General features: G+C 70.4%; 17 protein-coding genes. 8 read left to right on the top strand and 9 right to left on the bottom strand.

From position 1 onward, the window contains the following. Positions 1-3: 3 nt before the first annotated feature. Positions 4-1,011 carry a triacylglycerol lipase gene (locus tag EP757_RS26615; protein ID WP_127550468.1) on the top strand — a complete coding sequence of 336 codons (1,008 nt, stop codon included), beginning with the start codon at positions 4-6 and terminating at the stop codon, positions 1,009-1,011. Here the strand turns inward: EP757_RS26615 and EP757_RS26620 are convergent. Next, positions 981-1,829, bottom strand: a complete 849-nt coding sequence (locus EP757_RS26620) for an LD-carboxypeptidase (protein WP_127550470.1) — start codon at positions 1,827-1,829, stop codon at positions 981-983. The genes EP757_RS26615 and EP757_RS26620 overlap by 31 nt on opposite strands. Before the next feature lie 257 nt (positions 1,830-2,086). On the opposite strand from EP757_RS26620, the gene EP757_RS26625 reads away from it, so the two are divergent. The 3 genes from EP757_RS26625 (at position 2,087) to EP757_RS26635 (ending at position 4,946) form a co-directional block, all read left to right on the top strand. Next, positions 2,087-3,073 (top strand): malate dehydrogenase, encoded by a 987-nt coding sequence (locus tag EP757_RS26625; RefSeq protein ID WP_162521019.1) that lies wholly within the window; start codon positions 2,087-2,089, stop codon positions 3,071-3,073. A gap of 54 nt (positions 3,074-3,127) precedes the next feature. Then, the gene (locus EP757_RS26630; RefSeq protein ID WP_127550474.1) at positions 3,128-3,733 is read left to right on the top strand and encodes a hypothetical protein; all 606 of its coding nucleotides are present in this window, start codon (positions 3,128-3,130) and stop codon (positions 3,731-3,733) included. Between the two features lie 97 nt (positions 3,734-3,830). After that, the gene (locus tag EP757_RS26635; protein ID WP_127550476.1) at positions 3,831-4,946 is read left to right on the top strand and encodes a DUF1996 domain-containing protein; all 1,116 of its coding nucleotides are present in this window, start codon (positions 3,831-3,833) and stop codon (positions 4,944-4,946) included. A gap of 224 nt (positions 4,947-5,170) precedes the next feature. Here the strand turns inward: EP757_RS26635 and EP757_RS26640 are convergent, their stop codons facing one another. After that, the gene (locus EP757_RS26640; RefSeq protein WP_127550478.1) at positions 5,171-5,713 is read right to left on the bottom strand and encodes a hypothetical protein; all 543 of its coding nucleotides are present in this window, start codon (positions 5,711-5,713) and stop codon (positions 5,171-5,173) included. Between the two features lie 267 nt (positions 5,714-5,980). Here EP757_RS26640 and EP757_RS26645 point away from each other — a divergent pair, with 267 nt between their 5' ends. Further along, positions 5,981-9,898, top strand: coding sequence for a WD40 repeat domain-containing protein (locus EP757_RS26645; protein ID WP_127550480.1), 3,918 nt, complete (start codon positions 5,981-5,983; stop codon positions 9,896-9,898). 66 nt (positions 9,899-9,964) lie between these two features. On the opposite strand, the gene EP757_RS26650 is transcribed toward EP757_RS26645, so the two are convergent. Then, positions 9,965-10,858, bottom strand: coding sequence for an NAD(P)/FAD-dependent oxidoreductase (locus EP757_RS26650; RefSeq protein ID WP_127550482.1), 894 nt, complete (start codon positions 10,856-10,858; stop codon positions 9,965-9,967). A 155-nt stretch (positions 10,859-11,013) separates the two neighbouring features. On the opposite strand from EP757_RS26650, the gene EP757_RS26655 reads away from it, so the two are divergent. Next, the gene (locus EP757_RS26655; protein WP_127550484.1) at positions 11,014-13,791 is read left to right on the top strand and encodes a PQQ-dependent sugar dehydrogenase; all 2,778 of its coding nucleotides are present in this window, start codon (positions 11,014-11,016) and stop codon (positions 13,789-13,791) included. Then, the gene (locus EP757_RS26660; RefSeq protein ID WP_127550486.1) at positions 13,788-15,461 is read left to right on the top strand and encodes a ThuA domain-containing protein; all 1,674 of its coding nucleotides are present in this window, start codon (positions 13,788-13,790) and stop codon (positions 15,459-15,461) included. Before EP757_RS26655 ends, EP757_RS26660 begins: the two co-directional genes overlap by 4 nt. Before the next feature lie 27 nt (positions 15,462-15,488). On the opposite strand, the gene EP757_RS26665 is transcribed toward EP757_RS26660, so the two are convergent. The 6 genes from EP757_RS26665 to EP757_RS26690 all read right to left on the bottom strand — a co-directional run bounded on the left by EP757_RS26665 (position 15,489) and on the right by EP757_RS26690 (position 22,211). Then, a complete protein-coding gene (locus EP757_RS26665) occupies positions 15,489-15,920 on the bottom strand; it encodes a tetratricopeptide repeat protein (RefSeq protein ID WP_127550488.1) in 432 nt (143 codons plus the stop codon). A 132-nt stretch (positions 15,921-16,052) separates the two neighbouring features. After that, entirely contained in the window at positions 16,053-17,135 is a 1,083-nt protein-coding gene (locus EP757_RS26670; protein ID WP_174262446.1) for a peptidoglycan-binding protein, read from the bottom strand. A 107-nt stretch (positions 17,136-17,242) separates the two neighbouring features. Continuing rightward, entirely contained in the window at positions 17,243-18,853 is a 1,611-nt protein-coding gene (locus tag EP757_RS26675; RefSeq protein WP_127554457.1) for a methyl-accepting chemotaxis protein, read from the bottom strand. 102 nt (positions 18,854-18,955) lie between these two features. Next, positions 18,956-20,143 carry a dihydrolipoamide acetyltransferase family protein gene (locus tag EP757_RS26680; protein ID WP_127550490.1) on the bottom strand — a complete coding sequence of 396 codons (1,188 nt, stop codon included), beginning with the start codon at positions 20,141-20,143 and terminating at the stop codon, positions 18,956-18,958. Next, positions 20,140-21,123: an alpha-ketoacid dehydrogenase subunit beta gene (locus EP757_RS26685; protein ID WP_127550492.1), complete on the bottom strand. Its 984-nt coding sequence runs from the start codon at positions 21,121-21,123 to the stop codon at positions 20,140-20,142. Before EP757_RS26685 ends, EP757_RS26680 begins: the two co-directional genes overlap by 4 nt. Beyond that, entirely contained in the window at positions 21,120-22,211 is a 1,092-nt protein-coding gene (locus EP757_RS26690) for a thiamine pyrophosphate-dependent enzyme (RefSeq protein WP_127550494.1), read from the bottom strand. Before EP757_RS26690 ends, EP757_RS26685 begins: the two co-directional genes overlap by 4 nt. A gap of 140 nt (positions 22,212-22,351) precedes the next feature. Here EP757_RS26690 and EP757_RS26695 point away from each other — a divergent pair, with 140 nt between their 5' ends. Beyond that, positions 22,352-22,783, top strand: a complete 432-nt coding sequence (locus EP757_RS26695; RefSeq protein ID WP_127550496.1) for an Lrp/AsnC family transcriptional regulator — start codon at positions 22,352-22,354, stop codon at positions 22,781-22,783. Positions 22,784-22,902: the final 119 nt, after the last annotated feature.

Below are 22,902 nucleotides of genomic sequence, written 5' to 3' on the forward strand. Positions count from 1 at the left end.
ACCATGCGTCAGCACCGTCCCCGCCCGTTCGGCATCCGCGCCCTGCTGCTGGGCGCCCTCGCCGTCCTCGTCACCGGGGTGGGCGCGGCCTTCGCCATGCCCAACCGGGAACCTGGGCCGGCGATCGCCGCCTCCGGGCTCCGCCTGCACTGCGCGGGCGACGCCGCCGCGAGCGCCAAGGCCGGGCGCACCCCGGTGCTGCTGATCCACGGGACGGGGTCGAGCTTCGCGGCCAACTTCTCCTGGAACTGGGCGCGGGCGTTCGCGCTGGAGAAGCGCGCCTACTGCGGGATCGACCTGCCCGAGGACGCCAGCGGGGACGTGCAGGTCGCGGCCGAGCACGTGGTGCGGGCCATCCGCATCCTGCACGCCGCGGCCGGCGCCCCGATCGCGCTCGTCGGGCACAGCCAGGGCGGGCTGATCGGCAGGTGGGCGCTCAAGTATTGGCCGGACACCCGTGGCATGGTCGACGACTACGTGGCGCTGGCGCCGCCGAACCACGGGACGGCCACGTTCGTCGCCCAGTGCGCGGCGGCCGGGGAGTGCCCGGCGGCGCGGTGGCAGCAGCGGGCCGGGTCGCGGTTCCTCGCGGCGCTCAACGACGGGCCGCAGACCTGGCCGGGCATCGACTACACGCAGGTCATGACCCACGCCGACGAGATCGTCGTGCCGTACACCTCGTCGGCGCTCCCGGCCGCTCCGAACGTCGGCAACCTGGAGGTCGGCACGGTCTGCCCGGGGGAGCTGGTCGAGCACTTCGGGCTGGCGTACGACAACGCGGCCTACCTGATCGGCATGGACGCCCTCACCCACCCGGGCCCGGCCGCCGCCGCGCGGATCCGCACGGACCGCTGCGGCCCGCCGCTCATGCCGGCCGTCGACCCGGTCACCTTCGGGGCGAACGCGGCAGCCGCGCTCGTGCAGAGCGCCAACGCCATGGTCAGGGCGCGGGAGCTGACGGCCGAGCCGCCGCTGAAGTGCTACGCCGACCGCACCTGCGTCCCCCGGTAGACGGTCAGGGTCCCGGCCCCGGCATCCAGGTGGGCCGGGGCCCCGAGCGGCACGGCGCTCTGGCGTTGCCCGTGGCCCACCGGCAGGCCGAACAGCGCCGGCACGGCGAAGTGCTCCTCGATGATCTCGCGAGGCAGGCCGGTCCCCACCGCGACACCGGCCAGCCCGTCCAGGCCGCCCGAGCGGCGGAGCTGCACCAGCATGCGGTCCACCCGGTAGGCCGCCTCGTTCGTCTCCTCCAGCAGCAGGATCGCGCCGCGCAGGTCCAGCTGGTCGGGTGTGCCGGCGCTGGTGGCGAGCATGGTGAGGTTGCCGCCCAGCAGCACGCCGGTCGCCGAGCCGGCCGACTTCACCCCGTGCAGCGTGACCGGATCAGCGGTCATCAGCACGCGGCGGGCCTCCTCGGCGGACGCCGGCAGGCTCGCTCCGGTGGGGCCGTGGACGGAGACCAATCCGGTCGTCCGCCACAGCGCCGCGTGCAGGGCCGTGACGTCGGAGAAGCCCATGATCAGTTTCGGGTCGCGGCGTAGGGCCGCGAAGTCGACCCGGTCCACGATCCGCTGCACGCCGTAGCCGCCGCGCAGGCAGATGACGCCCCGCACCTGAGGATCGCGGAGGGCGTCGTCGAGGTCGGCGAGGCGCTGCTCGTCCGTACCGGAGAAGAGACCGTCCCGGCCCAGCGCATGCCTGCCGAACCGGTACCGCAGACCCCAGCCCGCCAGCACCCGCGCCGCGGCCTCCGCCCGACCGGCGTCGACCGGTCCCGCGGGCGAGACGAGGGCGACGAGCTCACCGGGTCGCAGAGGCCGAGGTTCCATGGAGTCATCATGTGCTGCTCGCCCACCAGGGCGACGGCGGCACCGAGCCGTGCTGCGTCGACCCGACCGGGCCGCCACCCCGTTCGCGGCCGGCGCCCGCGCCCGGGATCGGAGATCCCGGACTTCGACAGCGTCTGGCCGGTGGCGGCGGCGAGACGCCGGTGAGTGACGTACTTATCATGGCCATCGTCCGCTGAACGCCTTATAAGGTGTGTGAATCACGATTGTGTGCCCACACTGTTAACAGGGAGATGCTCATGGCCGAGCCGATCAACGTAACCGTCACTGGCGCCGCGGGCCAGATCGGGTACGCGCTGCTGTTCCGCATCGCTTCGGGGCAGCTGCTCGGTGCGGACAAAAAGGTGAAGCTGCGCCTGCTGGAGATCCCCGCCGCCACCAAGGCCGCCGAGGGTGTGGCCCTCGAGCTGCAGGACGGCGCCTTCCCGGCCCTCGCCGGTGTGGACGTCTTCGACAACCCGAAGGCCGCTTTCGACGGCGCCAACGTGGCGCTGCTCGTCGGCGCCCGCCCGCGTACCAAGGGCATGGAGCGCGGTGACCTCCTCGAGGCCAACGGCGGCATCTTCAAGCCGCAGGGCGAGGCGATCAACGCCGGCGCCGCCGCGGACATCAAGGTCCTCGTGGTCGGCAACCCGGCCAACACGAACGCCCTGATCGCCCAGCAGCACGCCCCCGACGTGCCGGCCGACCGCTTCACCGCGATGACCCGCCTCGACCACAACCGGGCCCTGGCGCAGCTCGCCGCGAAGCTCGGCGTCTCGGTGGCCGACCTCAAGAAGGTCACCATCTGGGGCAACCACTCCGCCACGCAGTACCCGGACGTCTCGCACGCCACGGTGAACGGCAACAGCGTCCGGGACGCCATCAACGACCAGGCGTGGCTCGCCGACGAGTTCATCCCGCGGGTGGCGAAGCGCGGCGCGGAGATCATCGAGGTCCGGGGCGCGTCCTCGGCCGCGTCGGCCGCCTCGGCCGCGATCGACCACGTCTACACCTGGGTCAACGGCACCGCCGACGGCGACTGGACGTCGGCCGCCGTCATCTCGGACGGCTCCTACGGCGTCCCGGAGGGCCTGATCTCCTCGTTCCCGGTCACCGCCGCGAACGGCCGGTTCTCCATCGTGCAGGGCCTGGAGATCGACGAGTTCTCCCGCGGCCGCATCGACGCCTCGGTGAACGAGCTGGCCGAGGAGCGCGAGGCCGTCCGCAAGCTCGGCCTCATCTGATCCTCTTCGCGCAAAGGGCGGTCCGCGACGGGCCGCCCTTTGTAGCGTCGGGACGTGGACGCCTCCCGTACGCCGGCCGCCGTGGCGATCAGCGCCGTCGGTGTGCTGATCACCGGTCTCTGCCTGGTCACCGCTGATCGCCTGAACGCCTCGCCGGCCGCGCGGACCTTGGCGGTCCTCGCGGTCGCCTCGGGCTCGATCGCAACGGTGGGCGCGCTCTCCGGTTCGCTCCTCACCCGCTTCCGTACGTCGGCAGCCGCAGCCCTGACCAGCTGCCTCGCCGTTCTCCTGGCGACCGCCGCAGCGCTCATCGTCGTCCTCGAACCGCCGTCCGGCGACGAGCCGGCGATGACCCTGTCGGTGTCCGGGGTCCCCGGCGAGACCAGGATCTCGGTGCTGCTGGAGTTGCCGGGCCTGCCGTCCCGCAGCCTGGTCGACGCCAGTCTCACCGGTTTCACCGCCGGCGCCGGTCAGGCCCGGGTGGCCCGTGTCGTGGTGACCGCCGACCGCGACGGCTACGCCGAGGTCCACCTGCAGGCGACCGATTCCGACCAGTTCCGCAGCCTCAAGCTGGAGGCGGCGATGTCCGGCCGCACGTGCACAGCGACGATCCCGCTGGAGGACGCCCTGAACCCGGACGAGGAACTCGACTGCCGATAACGCTTTTCCCGCATTTCTGTACGGCCGGCCAGTCTTTCTTTTACGTTCCTTTAAGTCGCTTTCCGGGGCGCGCGGATCCCACCTAACGTTCCGGTCCGTGCCGCCTCTCGTTCTCCGTTCCCGTCTCGCCGCCATCGCCGGGACGGTCGTGCTCCTGGCCGGCTGTGCCGCTCCGGCCGACCCCGCGGCCCGCCGCCGGCCGCCGGCGGTGCCGCCCTCGGCGTCTCCGTCCGTCCCGGCGTCTCCGTCCGTCCCGGCGTCGCCGTCTGCCCCGATCACGCCCTCGGCCGGATCCTCGGTCAAGCCTTCGGCGAAATCGGAAGCCGGCTGGATTCCAGTCGACCGGGAAGCGTGGAAGAAACAGCTCAGCGCCTATGCCGGAACGAAAGCCGACCCGGCCGGTGACGCCGGGAATCTGCCGGAGTTCCGGGCCGACTGCGCCTACAGCCACCGGAAAGCGGACGACCCGATCGTCTTCCCGAATCTGCCGGGCGCCTCACACATGCACTCGTTCGTCGGCAACAAGGCCGTCGACGCGGCGACCACCGCCGACGACCTGATGAAGTTCACCGCGACGACCTGCAAGCCGAGAGCGGACCATTCCGCCTATTGGGTGCCGACGCTCTACGACGCCGCCACGAGGAAGCCGGTCGAGACCACCGGTTTCCGGGTCTACTACCGGTCGATCCGCGACAATTCCCGAGGCGTCAAGCCGATCCCCAACGGACTGCGGATGATCGCCGGCGACGCGAAGAAGAAGGTGCCGACGCCGCGAGGAGCACAGGGCCAGTTCTACTGCGCCTTCTACGGTCCCGGCGACATCGACGGCTACGCCCGCAGCGACAACGGCAACTGGCCGGTCTGCGGCGAGCCGGCGACCCTGCATTTCATGCTGCCGTTCCCGGACTGCTGGGACGGCAGGCATCTGGACAGTCCCGACCACAAGGACCACGTCGCCTTCGGTACGGACCGGAGTTGCCCGAAGACCCATCCCGTCCGCATTCCGGCGTTGACGTTCGACATCGCGTACGGCGCGAAGGGCAGCAAGGCCGGCTACTACCTGTCCTCGGATCCGACGGGTCGCAGCGCCTCGTCCATGCACGGCGACGCGTTCCTGATGTGGGACGTCACGGCGATGAACCAGCGCGTCCGCAACTGCATAGCCCAGCGCCGCACCTGCGACAACGACGGCTACGACAGGCTGGCCTTCTAGAACTCCGGCAGGAGATCCGTTTCCGGGCCTTGTACCGCGCTGCCCGGTGCCTTCCCGTCGGGCTGGTCGGCTCGTCGTAGCCGGTGAAGGGAGGCAGGGTCACGGCGGGCAGCCCGGCCGCGCCGGCAGTGACACTCAGCCGTACGGGCCTGCGGATTCGATGGGGGAGGCGCCACTCCTTGCCGGCTCAACGGTTCGAGGACGACCTGCGGCGGCCTGGGGTGCTAGACGCCCGGCGGCCAGGTGCGCACGGCTCGGCCGCTGACCGGTGTAGGGATCCTCAAGGCCATCACGATGCCGACGGTGAACAGTGCCGGAACCAGCATCCAGAGCAGGATGGCGTCCTCACGGCCGTTGTTCGCCATCCACAGTGCCAGTCCGATCGACACCGGCACCAGGGTGAGGGCCCAGCCGACGTAGAAGCGGCGGGGACGCGCACGCGGCGCCGGGCAGGCGGTGGCGGAGACGCCGGGGTTGGAGCCGATCCACGCATGGGCGACCTCGACCGGCACCCGGGGAATGCGCAGATCACCGTTCTGAGTGGGGAATGGCGGCAGCCCGCGCATCAGAAAGTGCATGCAAAGCTGCGAGACCGGAACCATGAAGATGACCGCGTGCGCGATGAGGCGGGCGGTCCGGGGCAGGTCGGCGTAGACCAGGATCAACCAGGCCGGCACTGCGAGCAGCGAGATCAGCAGGATCCAGGGCCGCAGTCCCACGTACCGGCGGACACTCCGTGCCGACCGGTCGTCGAGAGGCAATCGCACGGATCGACGCCACCCGACCGGAACGTCGGCCCACACCGGTTCGGAGGATCCGTCGGTGACCGACAGCGACGGGATCCGGAGGCCGGCAACCAGACCCGCGGGAACGATGAGATCTATTCGCTTGATGACCTTGATCGTACGGGGCCGCCGCACGGAGTCGCTGCCCGGTCGACGCCGTCGCCCGGCCATACTGGCCTCAAAGGACAGACGGCACGGCTGGTCCGGTCGTCGGATGCCGGATGCGCGACTCTGTGATCGGATGCACGTGTGTCCCAGCGCAAGTGGCTTCCCAGCCCCAAGCGGATGTCGCTCATCGGGATAGCCGCGGTCACTCTAGGCGGCACCTACTGGGCGGCCACCGCGGATCCCGGCACGGCGGCGATCGTGGCGGGCGCCCTCGGCCTGCTCTTTGCGGGGGCCAACCTCGCGGTCGACGTGGCCGGCGCGCGCAGAACGACGACCACCGACCTCGATGCCTCAGAGATCGCCGACGATCTGGCGAAACGGATCGGCGAACAGTGGGAGAAGGAGGCCGAGGCCCGGCGGCTGGGCGGCCGGTCCACGTTGCCGCTGAGCTGGTCGGAGACCCGGCGTCCGGTGGTCGATGACCTCGTCGCCGTCAAGCGAGGGCGCGGCGGGCGGCCGTCCCGGCCCAAGCTGGACGGGCAGCTCGGCGAGGAGTTCGGCACGGCCGTCGGCAGCCTCACGAACACCTTCCGCGCGATGCGCCCGGGGCGACTGGTGGTGCTGGGTGAGCCCGGCGCCGGCAAGTCGGTCCTGGCTCTGCTGCTCGCCATCGGACTGGTGCGCGCCCGCCGGCCCGGTGATCCCGTCCCGGTGTTGCTCAGTGTCTCGACCTGGGACCCGAAGACACAGGGCCTCGACGACTGGCTCGAGGACAGCATCGCGGCCGCCTACTACGACGGCCGGCGAGATCGGCCGCACAAGCTGCTGCGGGACAACATGCTCATCCCGATCCTCGACGGCTTGGACGAGATCACCGACGCCGCTCAGCGAGTCATCCTCGATGAGATCAACAGCGCGGTCGGGGAGGGGCGCCATCTCATCGTCACCTGTCGCTCAAAGGACTACGAGGACCTGGTCGCGGCCACCTCGGCCGTCCTGCACAAGGCCGTGGCCGTCGAGGTCGACCCGATCCCGGCCGATGTGCTGCGTGTCTACCTCCGGCGGCAGCGCTGGCCCGAGGACACGAGCTGGGAACCGGTTCTCCGCCGGCCGACGGCGGACCTCTCCAAGGTCCTCTCGACGCCGCTCTATGTCTCGCTGGCGACATCCGTCTATCAGAACATGCCCGAGGCGAAGCCGGAGGAGCTGCTCGCTCTCCCCACGGCGATCTCCATCGAGGACCATCTGAGCAGCGCGGCGGTGGACGCCGCCTTCCGCTCGCCCGCCTCGGCGGAGGCACCGGGCACGAAGGACGTGGAGCGGATCGCGCGGAACCGCCGCTACCTGTCGTTCCTGGCCCGCCACCTGCACCAGCACGGCGAACGAGACTTCGCCTGGTGGCGGCTGGCCGACCGGGCGATGCCGGCGTGGGCGCTGCTGGTTCTCTCCATCGGGGCGGGCTCGCTGCTCACGCTCACTATCGCCCGCGGAATGGCTTGGCTCGACTCGGAGCGGGCGGTGCTGCCGACGATCAACATCCTGGTCGCCTGCGGCATCGGGCTGGTCTTCGCCCTCATTGTCATCACCGTCTGGTTCACCGGGTCCGGCCGGACCCCCCAGCGACTGTCGTTCGACCTGGCCAGCTTCCCCGCCCGCGCCGGCGAAGGCTTCCGCCTCGGCGTGCTGGCCGTGGTGGTGCCCGGCGTCCCTATCCTGCTGGCCGGCGCCCTGGCTGTCACGGTCACCGGTGGGTGGTCCGTCTACTGGCTCGGAGTCCTGATCGAGACGGCCGGCGCGACGGCCGGGGTCGCGCTCGTCGCCGGTATGGCCATCGGCATCCAGCGGTGGCTGGACGGCGGCCAGGACCGCGCCAACGCCGTCGACCCCGTCGACACGATGCGCCAGGACCGGCGGTCGTCACTGGTGAGCGCCTCGGTCGCCGGGCTGATCGTCGCGCTGCTGACGCTGCCCGCGCTGGTCGGAGGCGCGTTCGCGGGCCGGGCGATCAGCGATGCGCTGACCGCGCGAGGCGGCTTTCCCGGAAACGTGGCACCCGGCCAGCTGCTGAGCGTCGCGATCGCCGACATCACGGTCGGCTTCCCGGACCGCGGTCTTTCGCTGGTGCTCGGACTAGGCCTGCTTCCCGGTGTGCTGTTCGCCCTGCTCGTGCTGCTGACGCATGCCTGGCCGCGCTACAAGATCATTACGGCCGTGCTCTCCCTGCAGGGTGCGCTTCCGGCCGATCTGACGGCCTTCCTGGAGAAGACGCACGAGATCGGGCTTCTGCGCCGGGTCGGGGCCCACTACCAGTTCCGGCACGTACGGCTGCAGGACCGTCTCCTCCAGCGCAGGGATGTCGTGACAACCGCCGTTTCCCCGGTGACGCTGCGCCGGCGGCAGCGAGGCCTGCGGATCGCCGCTGCGGCCGCCGCCGTTCTCATCGTCGGGGGCAGCGCTGCCTATGCGCCGCAGAACCGGGCCGTTCACACGTTGCCGGGGGCCTACGGTCTCGGACCGTACGACATCGCGCTCAGTACGGACGGGGCGTACACGGCTCTCTGCAGCTACGAGGACCGCGAGGTGCGCGTCTTCGAGACCGCGACCGGGGTCGAGCTGGAATCCGCTTCTCTCGAGATCCCGACCGCCTTCGCGGGATGTGAACGTGCATTCTTCAGCCCCGATGGCGACGCTCTGTTCACCCAGTACGCGGAGAAGTACGACCCACTGAAGATCGATCAAGATGACGGCATCGCTTCGGGCCGGCTATGGGGTTTTCCGTCCGGCGCGGTCCTGCGTGACATGAGAGTGCCGGAGCAGGACCCGGACGACTCCGACGACGAACCCGTCTGGTTCGCGCCGCGCGGGCGCACGATCGGCGTCGAGAATACGAGATCCGACGAGTTGACCGGTGTCCCGGCGCTGGCGCTGTGGAATTACTCCACCGGCGTGACGGTCTTCGACAGCGACCAGGCGCCTGAGGACGGCTTCATCCTCAGCGACGACCGATTGCTTGTGCAGGTTCAAAGCGAAGACGCCCAGACTGTCCGGCCCACCAGCAGCCGTGAGCCGGTGTTCTCCAGTCCGGACCCGAATCTCCGGGTGGTCATGAGCCCGGACGGGCGCTGGCTCGCCCTCGCCGACGAGAAAAGCTATCGTCTGCGCGATCTGACGCGGAACACCGACATCACCGTGCTTCCGGCCGAAGTCCAGGCTTCCATGAGTTTCAGCGACGACAGCAGTCGTGCCGTGATGGTGGCCGATACGGGTGAGGTCGTGATCGTGTCGCTGGGCGGCATGGCCGCGTCGATCAAGCGGTTGCCTGCGGTGGCCGGAAACTTTCAGGACTACCGGCTCAGTCCCGACGGGACGGTCATCGCGGTGGTGCGGGACAACGGCAGCCTGGTCCTGCTACGGAACGACGGTGCGGTCCGGAAGGAATTCCAGGGCGCTTCCGGCGCCAGCCTCACCGGCATGGGGAAAGGCGGGTCCTTCGTCGCGGGGCGGGTGGACGACACGGCTCTTCGGTTATGGGCGATCGACGGAGATCCCAGCGGGGTCGAGATCAGCGACGTCGAGTCCGCCAAGTACGTCGGGCTCCTCGCCACGGCCGTGCTCGCGATCGACAAATTCGGGGCTGAACGGCTGATCGACGTTCGTACCGGAGACGTGATCCTCGCGATCGATGCGAAGAAGGGCGCCTTCGCACTCGAGAACACCGATGACCGGATAGTCGTGTATCCCAAGGTCTCGCTATACGGACAAGGCCTCGACCTGGAGCTGGTGGATGCGACCACCGGCCTGAGGCTCGGCGATCGCATCCACTCGCGAGGTGCGTACAAGGAAGTGGGTGAACACCTGGCGGTCGAGCAGACGGACGGCTCGATCCAGCTGTATTCCGCGAAGACCGGAGCCTGCGTGGCGAAGCTGGCCGGCCACGCCGGTGAGATAGACACCATGACCAGGGTCCCGGAGAGTTCCCTGCTCGCCACCGCTGGATATGACGACGCGACCGTGCGGCTGTGGGACCTGAGCGACATCGGCCGGCTTCCGCGCTGCTGAGAAGGCCTGTCGTGACCGGCAGCGGCGCGAGGAGCCCGGCCGCGAAGTCGCGGACCCGCAGGCGGGCTAATCGCTGAGGATCGCCCGTGCGGTGGCGCGGCCGGAGAGCCAGGCGGATTGGACGCGGGGGCGGCCGAAGGCGTCGCCGCAGAGCCAGACGCGGCCGTCGGTGGCGTAGGCGGCGTCGCCGGGTTCGGGCTGGGCGTAGGTCCAGCGGTGCACGTCGATCCGGGGCTCCGACTCCAGCTCCAGCAGGCTCGCGACAGCGGACGCGATGATCGGCCCGGCGGCGGCCGGATCGGCCAGGTGTTCCGCGGCCAGCGCCGCCGTCGAGTGCGCCACCAGCACCGGAGCGCCGTCGCCGCGCCGGGAGCCGTCGTCGCACACCGTGGCGAGCACCGGATGGTCGTTGACGAAGGCGCCGCGGAAGTCGGGCCACTCGCGGGACGGGTAGCTCAGCACCGCCGCGATGACCGGCTGCCAGACCTGCGAGGAAGCCGCGGCGAGGATGCCCGGTGGCGGGTCGAGGCGCAGCGCCTGCGGGCCGGGCATGGCGAGGACGACGGCATCGGCGTCGCCCGGGATCGCGTCGAGCGGGGTGGAATAGCTGACGTCCAGGCCGGTGGTGAGGTCGGCGGCCAGGGATCGCAGGCCACCCGGCGCCGCCCAGCGCATCGGACCGGTGGCCGCCGTGTCGCCGGGATGCACGCGCAGCGTGTCGGTCCACGGCCGGGCCAGGCCCCGGGCCTGCCAGGACGCGACGGCGGCGGCGAAGTCCGGGTCGTCCGCGACGAGATAGGCCGCCCCGATGTCGGCGTACCGGCCGTCGTACCGCCGGCTCGCCAATCGCCCACCCGGCACCCGGCCCCGCTCGACGACCCGCACCCGGGCGCCGCCCGCGGCGAGCGTCCGCGCGCACGACAGACCGGCGATCCCCGCACCCACCACGACGACGTCCATGAACGGACTTTATCCGGGACTTTCGTCAGTGCCGACGAAAGGATGGACAGGGACATCGAAAGTTATTAACGTCCGGGTAACACGAAAGAATCCGGTCAGATCGGTGTGTCGGCGCAGGTCCCCGCATCTGACATCCCTCGCGGAATGGACCTGCCATGCGCCTGAAACCGATTCTTGCCGCATTGATCCTGATCATTGCCTGGCCGCAGCCGGCCCAGGCCCACCCGGTGAACGCCGCCGACTTCCAGCAGGTGACGCTCGCCAAGGGGGTCGCCGAGGTCGGCGAGCCGATGGCGATCGCGGTGCTGCCGGACCGCTCGGTGCTGCACACGGCACGCAACGGGACGCTCCGGCGTACCGACGCGGCCGGGACCACCACCGTGATCGGCACGGTGCCGGTCTACACCCACGACGAGGAGGGCCTGCAGGGCGTCGGCGTCGACCCGGGCTTCGCGACGAACCGGCAGATCTACCTCTACTACGCGCCGCCGCTGTCCACCCCGGCCGGCGACGCCCCGGCGACCGGCACCGACTTCTCGGCGTGGGAGGGCGTGAACCGGCTGTCCCGCTTCACGCTGAACGCCGACTTCACGCTGAACACGGCGAGCGCCGTCACCGTCCTGGACGTCCCGGCCACCCGGGGCATCTGCTGCCACGTCGGCGGGGACATCGACTTCGACGCGGCCGGCAATCTCTATCTGTCGACCGGCGACGACAGCAACCCGTTCGACTCGGCCGGGTTCTCGCCGCTGGACGAGCGGACCAACCGCAACCCCGCGTACGACGCGCAGCGCACCGCCGCCAACACGAACGACCTGCGCGGGAAGGTGCTGAGGATCAAGGTGAACGCGAACGGGTCCTATGCGATCCCGAGCGGCAACCTGTTCCCGGCCGGCACCGCGAACACCCGGCCGGAGATCTACGCGATGGGGTTCCGCAACCCGTTCCGGATGAGCGTCGACAAGGCGACCGGCGTCGTCTACCTCGGCGACTACGGGCCGGACTCGGGCTCGACCGATGCTAACCGGGGACCGAGCGGCCAGGTGGAGTTCAACCGGATCACCAGTGCCGGGAACTACGGCTGGCCGTACTGCACGGGCGCCAACAGCAGCACGGAGACGTACAACGAATGGAACTTCGCCTCCGGCGCGACGGGACCGAAGTACGCCTGCGCCGCCGGAGCCACCAACAACTCGTTCCGCAACACCGGGCAGGCCACGCTGCCGCCGGCCCGCGCGGCCTGGATCCGGTACGCCGGCGACGCCGGGAGCCCGCCCGAGTTCGGCAGCGGCTCGGAGTCGCCGATGGCCGGCCCGGTCTACCGCTACGACGCGGCGAATCCGTCGGCGACCAAGTTCCCGCAGTCGCTCGACGGGCACTTCTTCGCCGGTGAGCTCGGCCGCGGCTGGATCAAGCCGATCCACGTGGGCGCGGACGGGTCGCGGGGGGAGATCTCCGACTTCACCTGGGGTGGCAAGCAGGTGATGGACATGGCGTTCGGCCCGGACGGCGCGCTCTACGTCCTCGACTACGGCACCGGGTACTTCAACGGCGACGCCAACTCGGCGCTGTACCGCTACGACCACGTGGGTGGCGGCAACCGGGCGCCGACCGCCGTCGCCGCGGGCACGCCGACGACCGGGCAGGCGCCGCTGACCGTCGCGTTCTCCTCGGCCGGCTCGTCCGACCCGGAGGGCGGCGCGCTCACCTACTCCTGGGCCTTCGGCGACGGCACGACGTCGTCGTCGAGCAATCCGACGAAGACCTACACGACCAACGGCACCTACAACGTGACGCTCACCGTGACCGATCCGCAGGGTGCGTCCGGTACCGCGAGCGTGCAGATCGGGGTCGGGAACACGGCGCCGGCCATCAGCATCGGGACGCCGGGTCAAGGGCAGCTCTTCTCGTACGGGGACACCGTCCCGTTCTCCTTCACTCCCCGTGATCCCGAGGACGGCACCGTGGATTGCGGCCGCGCGAAGATGACCTACGTCCTCGGGCACGACAGCCACGGTCACCAGATCACGTCGGTGAACGGCTGCACCGGGAAGATCACCATCCCGGTCGACGGGGAGCACGACGACGCCGCCAACATCTTCGCGGTGTTCGACGCGGAGTACACCGACGCGGCCGGGCTCACCACCCACCAGCAGCACATCCTGCAGCCCCGGCACCGGCAGGCGGAGCACTTCACGACCTCCTCCGGGGTCAACACGTTCACCAAGACGCCGGCCGAGGGCGGCCGGACCGTCGGCGACATCGGCAACGGCGACTGGATCGCGTTCGAGCCCTACCAGCTCGGCAACGTCACCTCGTTCACCGCCCGGGTCTCGTCCGCCGGCGTCGGCGGGACGCTGCAGGTCCGCGCCGGCTCCCCGACCGGAACGGTGCTCGGCTCGGCGACCGTCCCGGTGACCGGCGCCTGGGACACGTTCACCACGGTCACCGGCGCGATCAGCGGGGCCCCGACCGGCTCGACGACGTTGTACCTGACCTTCGCCGGTGGGGCGGGCGCGCTCTACGACCTGGACGCGTTCACCTTCGCCACCCAGCCGTCCGGCCCGGTGAAGGGCCTGGCGAGCAAGTGCCTCGACGTCGCGGGGGCGGCCTCCGCCGACGGCACGAAGATCCAGCTCTACACCTGCAACGGCACCGCCGCGCAGCACTGGGCGCGGACCGGTCAGACCTACCGCGCGCTCGGCAAGTGCCTGGACGTGGCCGGCGGCGCCACCGCCAACGGCACGAAGGCCCAGCTCTGGACGTGCAACGGCACGGCAGCGCAGAACTGGGCGCCGCAGGCCGACGGCAGCATCCGCAACCCGCAGTCCGGCCGCTGTCTCGACGTCAGTCAGAACAGCTCCGCCGACGGTCAGCAGATCCACATCTGGGACTGCTACGGCGGCGCCAACCAGAAGTGGGTCCAGTCATGAGAAGAGCCCTGCTCGTTCTGTCCATGATCGCGGCGACCCTCGGCATCCCGGCCGTGGCGAACGCCGACACCCCGTACGACGTGCTGGTCTTCTCCCGCACGGCCGGGTTCCGGCACGATGCGATCGCCGCCGGCACCCAGGCCGTCCGGGAGCTGGGCGCCGCGAACGGCTTCACGGTGACCGCCACCGAGGACCCGGCCGTCTTCACGGCGTCCGGCCTGGCCGGCTTCGAGGCGGCGATCTTCCTGAACACCACCGGCGACGTCCTGAACGACGCGCAGCAGACCGCGTTCGAGAACTGGTACCGGTCCGGGCGCGGGTTCGTCGGGGTGCACGCGGCGGCCGACACCGAGTACGGCTGGCCGTTCTACGGCGAACTCGTCGGCGCCTGGTTCGCCTCGCACCCGGCGATCCAGCCCGCCACCGTGAAGGTCGAGGACCGCGCCCACCCGGCGACCGCCCACCTGCCGCAGCTCTGGAACCGCACCGACGAGTGGTACGACTACCGCACCAACGCCCGATCCACCGCGCATGTGCTCGCGACACTGGACGAGTCGTCGTACTCCGGCGGCACGATGGGCGCTGATCATCCGCACGCGTGGTGCAAGGCGTACCAGGGTGGCCGGTCCTTCTACACCGGCGGCGGGCACACGATCTCCTCGTACGGTGAAAGCGCCTTCCGCACCCACCTGCTCGGCGGCATCCGGTATGCGGCGGGCCAGGCCAAGGCGGACTGCCGTCCGGAGACCGGGTACGCCCCGTTCTACAACGGCTCGACCGCCGGCTGGTCGCAGGCCGGTCCCGGCGGTTTCGTCTCCGCTGACGCGACGCTGACGTCGACCGGTGGCATGGGCCTCTACTGGTACAGCGCGAAACAGTTCACGAACTACTCGCTCAAGCTGGACTGGCGGCTGGACGGCGACGACAACACCGGCGTCTTCCTCGGTTTCCCGCCGTCCGGCGACCCGTGGTCGGCCGTGAACAACGGATATGAGGTGCAGATCGACGCGACCGATGCCGCCGACCGGACGACCGGCGCGGTCTACACGTTCCAGTCGGCCGATCTGGCGGCCCGGGATGCCGCGCTGAATCCTCCCGGGGCGTGGAACACCTACGAGTTGCTGGTCGAAGGGGAGCGGCTGCGGGTGTTCCTCAACGGCGTACAGATAAATGACTTCCTCAATCCCGATCCGGTGCGCTCCCTCGCCGGCCACATCGGCATCCAGAATCACGGCGCCGACGACACCGCGTCCTTCCGCAACATCCGGATCAAAGAGCTGGGTTCTTCCCCGTCCGGCCCGATCAGAGGCCTGGCGGGCAAGTGCCTGGATGTGGCCGGAGGAGCCTCCTCCGACGGTACGAAGGTCCAGCTCTACTCGTGCAACGGCACCGCCGCGCAGAACTGGACCCGGTCCGGGAACACCGTCCGCGCCCTCGGTAAGTGCCTCGACGTCGCCGGCGGCGGCACGGCGAACGGCACGAAGGCGCAACTGTGGACGTGCAACGCAACCGCCGCCCAGAACTGGTCGCCGCAGGCCGACGGCTCCCTGCGCAACCCGCAGTCGGGCCGCTGCCTGGACGTGAGCCAGAACAGCTCCGCCGACGGCCAGCAGATCCACATCTGGGACTGCCACGGCGGCGCCAACCAGAAGTGGACGCTGCCCGCCTGACGTCCGCGCGTCGTCCCCGGCCCCTTCTCAGGCCGGGGACAACGGCGCCGTCGTCCCCAGGGCCGCACGCACCTTGCCGGCAGCGCCCCGGATCAGGGCGCCGTAGTCGTCGTCCGGAAGCGCGTCGAGCACCGCGACGGCCTCGCCGAGGTGCCGGCGAGCCTGTTCGTCATGCCCGGCGCGGCGATGAACGTCCGCCAGGTTGAGGTGCAGCGTCGGCAGGAACGCCCGATCCCCGTCGCCGATCTCCCGGTACGCCGCCAGCGCGATCTCGTCCCACCGCAGCTCCTGCTCGACCGAACCCTGGAGATCGGCCAGATAGTGCGCGATCCAGCATCGCTGCATCGCGTCGCCGGCCCTCGGCCACAGCTGTTCGAGGAGGGCGCGGGCGCCGTCCGGGTCCCCGCCGACGTTCATCTCCTGAGCCCTGCGAACCCCGTCCATCACGGTATCGGTCACCGCTGTCCCTCCGAATCACTGGTCACGTGGTGCGGGCCGGAGCCTGCCCCCTCGACCAGGTCGAGAGTCAACAGATCTCGAGCGACGTGGCACCCCCGCCGGTCAGCGATCACCCAAGATCCGCGGAGTGGGTCACCGCCGGGGCGTCGCGGGGACGGAAGCGCCGGCGGATGGTGCCGCCTGCTCAGCCGGATCGTTCTCGGCGAGCGTCTTCTCGACGGCGGCGATGGTGGCGGCGTCGACGGTTCCGGTGGGTTCGACGTTCAGGGATTCCTGGAACGTCTTCAGCGCCTCGGTCAGCTCGTCGGTCCAGACGCCGTCGACCTCGACCGGCCAGAACCCGGCCAGTTTCAGCGTCTGCTGCACGGCGGAGGTGGTGGCGATGGCCTCGTCCGCCGCGGCGCCGCCCTTGGCCCGCAACTCGGCCTGCAGCGCCGCGTCGGTGGCCTTGTCGACGGTCCCGGTCTCGGGCAGGGTGTTCGCCTTCTGCAGGGCCTGCACCGCCGCTACGGTCGTCGGCCCGTAGACGCCGTCGATCTCCTTGGCGTAGTACCCCGCCTCGGCCAGCGACTTCTGGACGGCCAGGGTGTAGTCGCGCGCCTGCCTCCGCTGGTCCTCACTGAGACATCCCGCCTCGGAGAGCAGCCCCGCCCACGACATCTCCAGCGCGACGACCGCCGCGTTGAACCGCTCCGACGCGTCCCGCAGCGGCGTCTGATCGCTGATCCCCTCCTGGGTGGCCGTGAAGTCGGCCTCCGCCTGCTTGACCCGGTCCACGGTGGCGGGGGAGACGAGCGGTTCCGAAGCCGACGGCGACGGTGACGGCGACGCGGCGGCGGACTGCCCGGCCAGCAACGACGCCAGTTCCTTCTCCGCCTCGGCCACCTCGTCGCGAGCGGCGCCGAACTGCTCGACGGCATCGGACACATCGGACTTCGGGGCTGCGAGGTCGGCGCCGGCCTCCTTCACGTCGGCGACGGTGGGCGCGGTCGACGTGATGAGATCGCCGTACCGGTCCAGCGCCGTGACATAGGAACCGCCGGTACGGCAGAACGCGTCGACCTGCGCGACAAGCTTCGCCCGCGCCTCGGCGAGCGCTTCCGTGCTCTTCGCGATCCGCCGCTCGGCCACCTTCTCCCGGGCGTCGCCGTCCCCGCCACCGCACCCGGCCACGGCGAGGATCACCAGCACGGAAGGAATCACCAGACGATTCATGCGGCCCACTCCCGGCGGCGACGATGGCAACGCCAGCCTCCCAGCGACCCGTCAACCGCGGATCATCCTCATCGGGTGAGGAGCCGGCGCGGCACGATCGAGCCGGTTCAGGCGCGGAACTGGCCGACCAGGTCGCGCAACTCATGCGACATGACCGCCAGCTGCTCAGCCGTCTGCCGGGACTGGACCACGCCGGAGGCCGTGTCCTGGCTGGCCGTCGCCACACCCGTGATGCCCGCGGCGATCTCGCTGGACCCGGTGGCGGCCTCGGCGATGTTGCGGCCCATCTCGGCCGTCGTGGCGGTCTGCTCCTCGACGGCGGCGGCGATCGTCGTCGAGTGCTCGTTGACCTCACTGATGATCTCGGCGATGCGGTCGATGGCCGCGATCGCGGAGCCGGTGTCGTCCTGGATGGCCTGGACGCGGTCGCCGATGTCGACGGTGGCGCGCGAGGTGGCCTGTGCCAGGTCCTTCACCTCGCCGGCCACGACGGCGAAACCCTTGCCCAGTTCACCGGCCCGGGCGGCTTCGATGGTGGCGTTGAGGGCGAGCAGGTTGGTCTGTTCGGCGATCGTGGTGATCAGAGCGACCACCCCGTTGATCTCCTCGCTGGAGCGGCCGAGGCGGGCGATCGTCTCGGAGGCGGCGCGGACGCTGTCGACGCCGGCCGACGCCACACCGGCGGCCCGGCCGGCACCGTCGGCGATCTCGCGGATGGCCGCGTTCATCTCCTCGGTGCCGGCGGCGACGGTCTGCACACTGCGGGACACCTCTTCGGCCGAGGAGGCGATGATGTCGGACTGCCCGGAGGCGGAGTCGGCGGCGCCGGCGATGCGGGCCGAGGTGGCGGTGAGCTCGGTGGCGGCGTCGGAGAGGGTACGGCTGTTCTCGCCGATGGTGGTGAACGCGCTGCGCAGCACGTCGAGGGTGCTGTTCATGGCGCGGCCCATCGAGGCGAGCTCGTCGCGGCCGGCGTCGGGCACGCGCACGGTCAGATCCTTCGCCGCGACGGTCGTGAGCGCGGTGACGGTCGAGGCCAGCGGGCGGGTGATGCTGCGGGTCACGACGACGGCGACCAGGGAGGCGAAGACCAGGCAGAGCGCCCCCGCGGCGATCATGAAGGTCTCGGCGGTCGTGGCGGCGTCCTCGGCGGCGAGTTTCGCGGCGGCGGACCGGCCGTCGGTGCTCTCCACCAGCGCGTCGACCGAGGCGATGATCTCGGACATCAGCGTGAGGGCTTCACCGGAGACCAGCGCGTTCGCGGCCCGGTAGGAAGCCCGCGTCCCGGTGCGGTAGCCGGCGATGATCTTCTCGTCGACCGCCATGAACTCCTCGAACGAGCTCTCGGCGGAGGAGGCCAGCGCCGACTCCTCATCGGTCAGACCGAGAGATCTGAGGTTTTCGAGGTCGTCCTGGAAGGCGGCGGTGGAGGCGAGGAAGGAGGCGCGCTGCCCGACGGTGTCGTCGGTGGCGTTGTCGACGCCCCGGATGACGTCGAAGGCGTACCCGGTCTGCCAGCCGTTGAAGTCGGCGGTGCGGAACTTCGTGACGAGCGCCGCGCTGCTGGTGGCCTCGGCGTCGCTGAGGTCGTGGGTGGCCTCCTTGGCGCGCCGCTCACCCCAGAGCCCGATGCCGATGGCGAGGATCATGCAGAGGCAGACGCCGGTGAACGCGGCGCCGAGGCGCATACCGATCTTGAGCGTGCGGAGGAAGCGCATCGTCACCGCCAAGGATTGAATAGTTCTCGCGTTGACGATAGCGCCGCTTTTGCCACGAAGTGCCGGACCCACCCCGATAAGCCGAAGTGGGTCCGGAAACGATTAGAGTTGCGCCAGTGCCGACGCCGGGTCCTCGATCGCGTCGGCCACCACGCGCATGAACCCCGCGGCCACGCCCCCGTCACAGACCCGATGATCGAAGACAAAGGACAACTGCGCGATCTTCCGTACGGTCAAAGCCCCGTCCTTGACCCACGCCCGATCAATGATCCGACCAATGCCGAGCATCGCGACCTGGGGATGATTGATGATCGCAGCACTTCCGTCGACCCGGAGCGCGCCATAGTTGTTCAGCGTGAACGTTCCCGCCGTCAGCTCGGCCGGCGTCGACTCGTTGCGCCGCGCGCGAGCCGTCACATCCCTGATCGCGGCATCGAGCATCGTGGTGGTCATCGCCTGCGCGCCCATCACGGCCGGGACGACGAGCCCCCGATCGGTCTGGACCGCGAGTCCGAGATTGATCGTGTCTAGCTCGACGATCTCCTGACGTTCGGTGTCGATCCGGGCGTTGAGCACCGGGTACTGCCGCAGCCCCGCCACGACGAATCGCGCCAGATAGGACATCAGGCCGGGCCCGGTGCGCTGCCGCAGCTCCCACAGGCCGGTGCAGTCGACATCCACCCAGACGGTCGCCTCGGGGATCTCCGCCCGGCTGCGCGTGAGCACCGCGGACACGGCCTTCCGGAACCCGCTCAGCGGAATCCTGCGCTCCGTTCCCTCTGCCTTCTCCGGTACGCGGGACCGCCCCGCTTCGACGTCCTTCCGTGTGATGACGCCACCCGGACCGGTTCCGATCAGCGACGACAGGTCGACGCCGTGGTCCCGCGCCAGCTTGCGAACCAGCGGCGAGACGACTTTGGACGCCCCGGACGGCCCACTCATGAGGATCGGGGACTCGCGCGGGCGGCGTTTGCGGGTGCTCCCCGTGCCGGGGCTGGTCCCGTACCCGATGAGGACGTTGCCCGAACCGGCCCGCTCCTCCTCGGTGTAGGAGTCCAGTGCGGCCACCGTGATCAGCGGCGCGCCCACGTCGAGCGTCGCGCCCTCCGGTACATGACGCGTCGCCACCCGGCCGGCGTGCGGGGACGGCACCTCGACGACCGCCTTCGCGGTCTCCACCTCGACCACCGGCTGATCGATCGTGATCACATCGCCCTCGGCGACCAGCCAGCGCACGACCTCCGCCTCGGTCAGTCCTTCGCCGAGGTCGGGCAGCACGAACGTGTTCATGCGTACTCCCACTGCAGCTCGTCGACGACGTCCAGGACGCGGTCCACCGACGGGAGCTGGACGTGCTCCAGCTTCGGCGGCGGGTACGGGATGTCGAACCCGGTGACCCGGCGGATCGGCGCGGCGAGCGAATGGAAGCAGCGCTCGGTCACCCGCGCCACCACCTCGGACGACACGCTCGCGAACCCGGCCGCCTCGGCGATCACCACGGCCCGGCCGGTCGAGCGGACCGCCGCGCACACGGTCTCGTCGTCGAACGGCACGATCGAGCGCAGATCCACCACCTGCAGGCTGCGTCCCTCCTGCGCGGCGGCCTCGGCGGCCTCCAGCGCGACCGGCACGGCGGGACCGTAGGCGATCAGCGTGGCATCGGTGCCCTCCCGCCGGACCACGGCCCTGCCGATCGGCGGCACCGGCTTCGACAGGTCGGCCTCGGCACGGGAGAAGTAGAGCTTCTTCGGCTCCAGGAAGACGACCGGGTCCGGGGACTCGATGGCCCGGCGCAACAGCCCGTAGGCGTCCTCGGGGGTGGCCGGGGCGACCACGTGCAGGCCGGGCGTGTGCGCGTAGTAGGCCTCGGACGAGTCGCAGTGGTGCTCGACGCCGCCGACGCCGCCCGCGTACGGCACCCGGATCACCAGCGGCACCCCGACCTTGCCCCGGGTGCGGTTGCGCATCTTCGCGGCGTGGCTGACGAGCTGCTCGAACGCCGGGTACGCGAACGCGTCGAACTGCATCTCGACGACCGGGCGCAGGCCGTTCATCGCCATCCCGATCGCCATGCCGAGGATGCCCGACTCGGCCAGTGGCGTGTCGAAGCAGCGCTGGTCACCGAACTCGGCGGTCAGCCCGTCGGTGATCCGGAAGACGCCGCCGAGCGGCCCCACGTCCTCACCGAAGACCATCACGGTGTCGTCGGCGCGCAGGGCGTCCCGCAGCGCCCGGTTCAGGGCGTTCGCCATGGTCAGCTTCTCGGTCATGCCGTTCCCTCCCGGGCCATCTCGTCGGCGACCATCGACTGCTGTTCGCGGAGTTGCGGGGTGGGTTCGGCGTAGACGTACGCGAAGAGCTCCCGGTAGTCGGCGACGGGTTCCTCGCCGAGTCCCTCGCGCATGCGGGCGGCGAGCGCTTCTGCGTGCTCGACAAATCGTGATCTGTCGGTTTCATTGATCAACTTTGTGATGCCCAGATAGGCCTCCAGCCTGACGAGCGGATCACGCCCCAGCCATGGAGCTACCTCATCTTCTGACCGATAACGCCCAGGGTCGTCGGCGTTCGTGTGCGCCTGCACCCGGTAGGTGTGCGCCTCCACGAGCTGCGGCCCCTCACCGGCGCGGGCCCGGTCCACGGCGTCGCCGAGGACACGCAGCAGGGCGGCGACGTCGTTGCCGTCGACACGCTCGCCCTTCACCCCGTACCCGATGCCCTTGTGCGCCAGCGACGGTGCCGCGGTCTGCCGGGCCAGCGGAACGGAGATCGCGTACTCGTTGTTCTGCACCAGGAACACCACCGGCGTACGGAAGACCGCCGCGAAGTTCAGTGCCTCGTGGAAGTCGCCCTCACTCGTCGCGCCGTCCCCGCAGACCGCCATCACCACGGTGTCCTCGCCGCGCAGCCGGGCCGCGTGCGCCACCCCGACCGCGTGCAGCAGATGGGTGGCGAGCGGCGTGGCCTGCGGCGCCACCCGGGTCTGCAGTGGGTCGTAGCCGCTGTGCCAGTCGCCGCGCAGCAGCGTCAGCGCCTGCACCGGGTCGACGCCGCGGGTCACGATCGCGGCCGTGTCCCGGTAGGTGGGGAACAGCCAGTCGCCGTCACCGAGCACCTGCACGCAGGCGACCTGGCAGGCCTCCTGCCCGTGCGACGAGGGGTAGACCGCGAGACGCCCCTGCCGGACCAGGGCGTTCGCCTGGTCGTTGAAGCGGCGTGCGGTGATCAGCGCGGCGTAGGCGCGCACCAGGGCCTGAGGGTCGGGCATCGAATGGCCGACCTGCGGAACGGGGTGGCCGTCCGGGTCGATGAGGGTCACCGGCTCCGCGGACGGCAGCAGGTGTGCTGCGTCACGTGTCATGCACGGATTCTCATTCCGGTGCCAAATGAACACCAGACCCCACAGAAAGTCGAGATATTGTTTAGAACGGGGGGTCCCCCCAGCGCAAAACGTCCAAGATCCCGTGCTCGGGGAGTCGCCCGGCGAGACAGGTGGCATCGATGCTCGACGACACCGACCGCCGCATCTGCGCCGAGCTGGCCCGCGACGGGCGGATGTCGATGCGTACCCTCGCCGAGACACTGCACATCTCCCGGGCGAACGCCTACGCCCGCGTCGCCCGCCTCCAGCAGGACGGGGTGATCCGCGGCTTCCACGCCGACGTCGACCCGGTCGCGGCCGGGCTGACCACTGCGGCGTACGTGACGCTCAACCTCCAGCAGGCGAACTGGCGCGAAGTCCTCGGCCGTCTCCGCACCCTGCCCGGCGTCGTGCACATCGGCCTGGTCGGCGGCGACTTCGACGTGATCCTGCTGGTCCGCGTCGCCGACAACACCGAGCTGCGCCACCTGGTCCTCGACGAGATCCAGGGCATGCCCGGCGTCGTCACCACCCGGACCCTGCTCCTCTTCGAAGAGTCCACCCCTCAGTGACGGATCCACTCCGGCGGCGTTGAATTGGTGGAAGATGGTGGGGCCTGGAGCACCCGCAACCCTCCACAAAGCCGCGTTCCTCCAAGATCGCTGTTACCGCCCGTAGCCGGCGACCATTC

Origin of the sequence: Actinoplanes sp. OR16, assembly GCF_004001265.1 — a bacterium.
Classification (GTDB): domain Bacteria; phylum Actinomycetota; class Actinomycetes; order Mycobacteriales; family Micromonosporaceae; genus Actinoplanes.

Excerpts from the sequence above, each read along its gene's own strand:
- EP757_RS26675 (WP_127554457.1), bottom strand. The coding sequence starts at position 18,853 with ATGCGCTTCCTCCGCACGCTCAAGATCGGTATGCGCCTCGGCGCCGCG.
- EP757_RS26690 (WP_127550494.1), bottom strand. The coding sequence starts at position 22,211 with ATGACACGTGACGCAGCACACCTGCTGCCGTCCGCGGAGCCGGTGACC.
- EP757_RS26680 (WP_127550490.1), bottom strand. The coding sequence starts at position 20,143 with ATGAACACGTTCGTGCTGCCCGACCTCGGCGAAGGACTGACCGAGGCG.
- EP757_RS26620 (WP_127550470.1), bottom strand. The coding sequence starts at position 1,829 with ATGGAACCTCGGCCTCTGCGACCCGGTGAGCTCGTCGCCCTCGTCTCG.
- EP757_RS26660 (WP_127550486.1), top strand. The coding sequence starts at position 13,788 with ATGAGAAGAGCCCTGCTCGTTCTGTCCATGATCGCGGCGACCCTCGGC.
- EP757_RS26670 (WP_174262446.1), bottom strand. The coding sequence starts at position 17,135 with ATGAATCGTCTGGTGATTCCTTCCGTGCTGGTGATCCTCGCCGTGGCC.
- EP757_RS26685 (WP_127550492.1), bottom strand. The coding sequence starts at position 21,123 with ATGACCGAGAAGCTGACCATGGCGAACGCCCTGAACCGGGCGCTGCGG.
- EP757_RS26655 (WP_127550484.1), top strand. The coding sequence starts at position 11,014 with ATGCGCCTGAAACCGATTCTTGCCGCATTGATCCTGATCATTGCCTGG.
- EP757_RS26650 (WP_127550482.1), bottom strand. The coding sequence starts at position 10,858 with ATGGACGTCGTCGTGGTGGGTGCGGGGATCGCCGGTCTGTCGTGCGCG.
- EP757_RS26625 (WP_162521019.1), top strand. The coding sequence starts at position 2,087 with ATGGCCGAGCCGATCAACGTAACCGTCACTGGCGCCGCGGGCCAGATC.
- EP757_RS26695 (WP_127550496.1), top strand. The coding sequence starts at position 22,352 with ATGCTCGACGACACCGACCGCCGCATCTGCGCCGAGCTGGCCCGCGAC.
- EP757_RS26615 (WP_127550468.1), top strand. The coding sequence starts at position 4 with ATGCGTCAGCACCGTCCCCGCCCGTTCGGCATCCGCGCCCTGCTGCTG.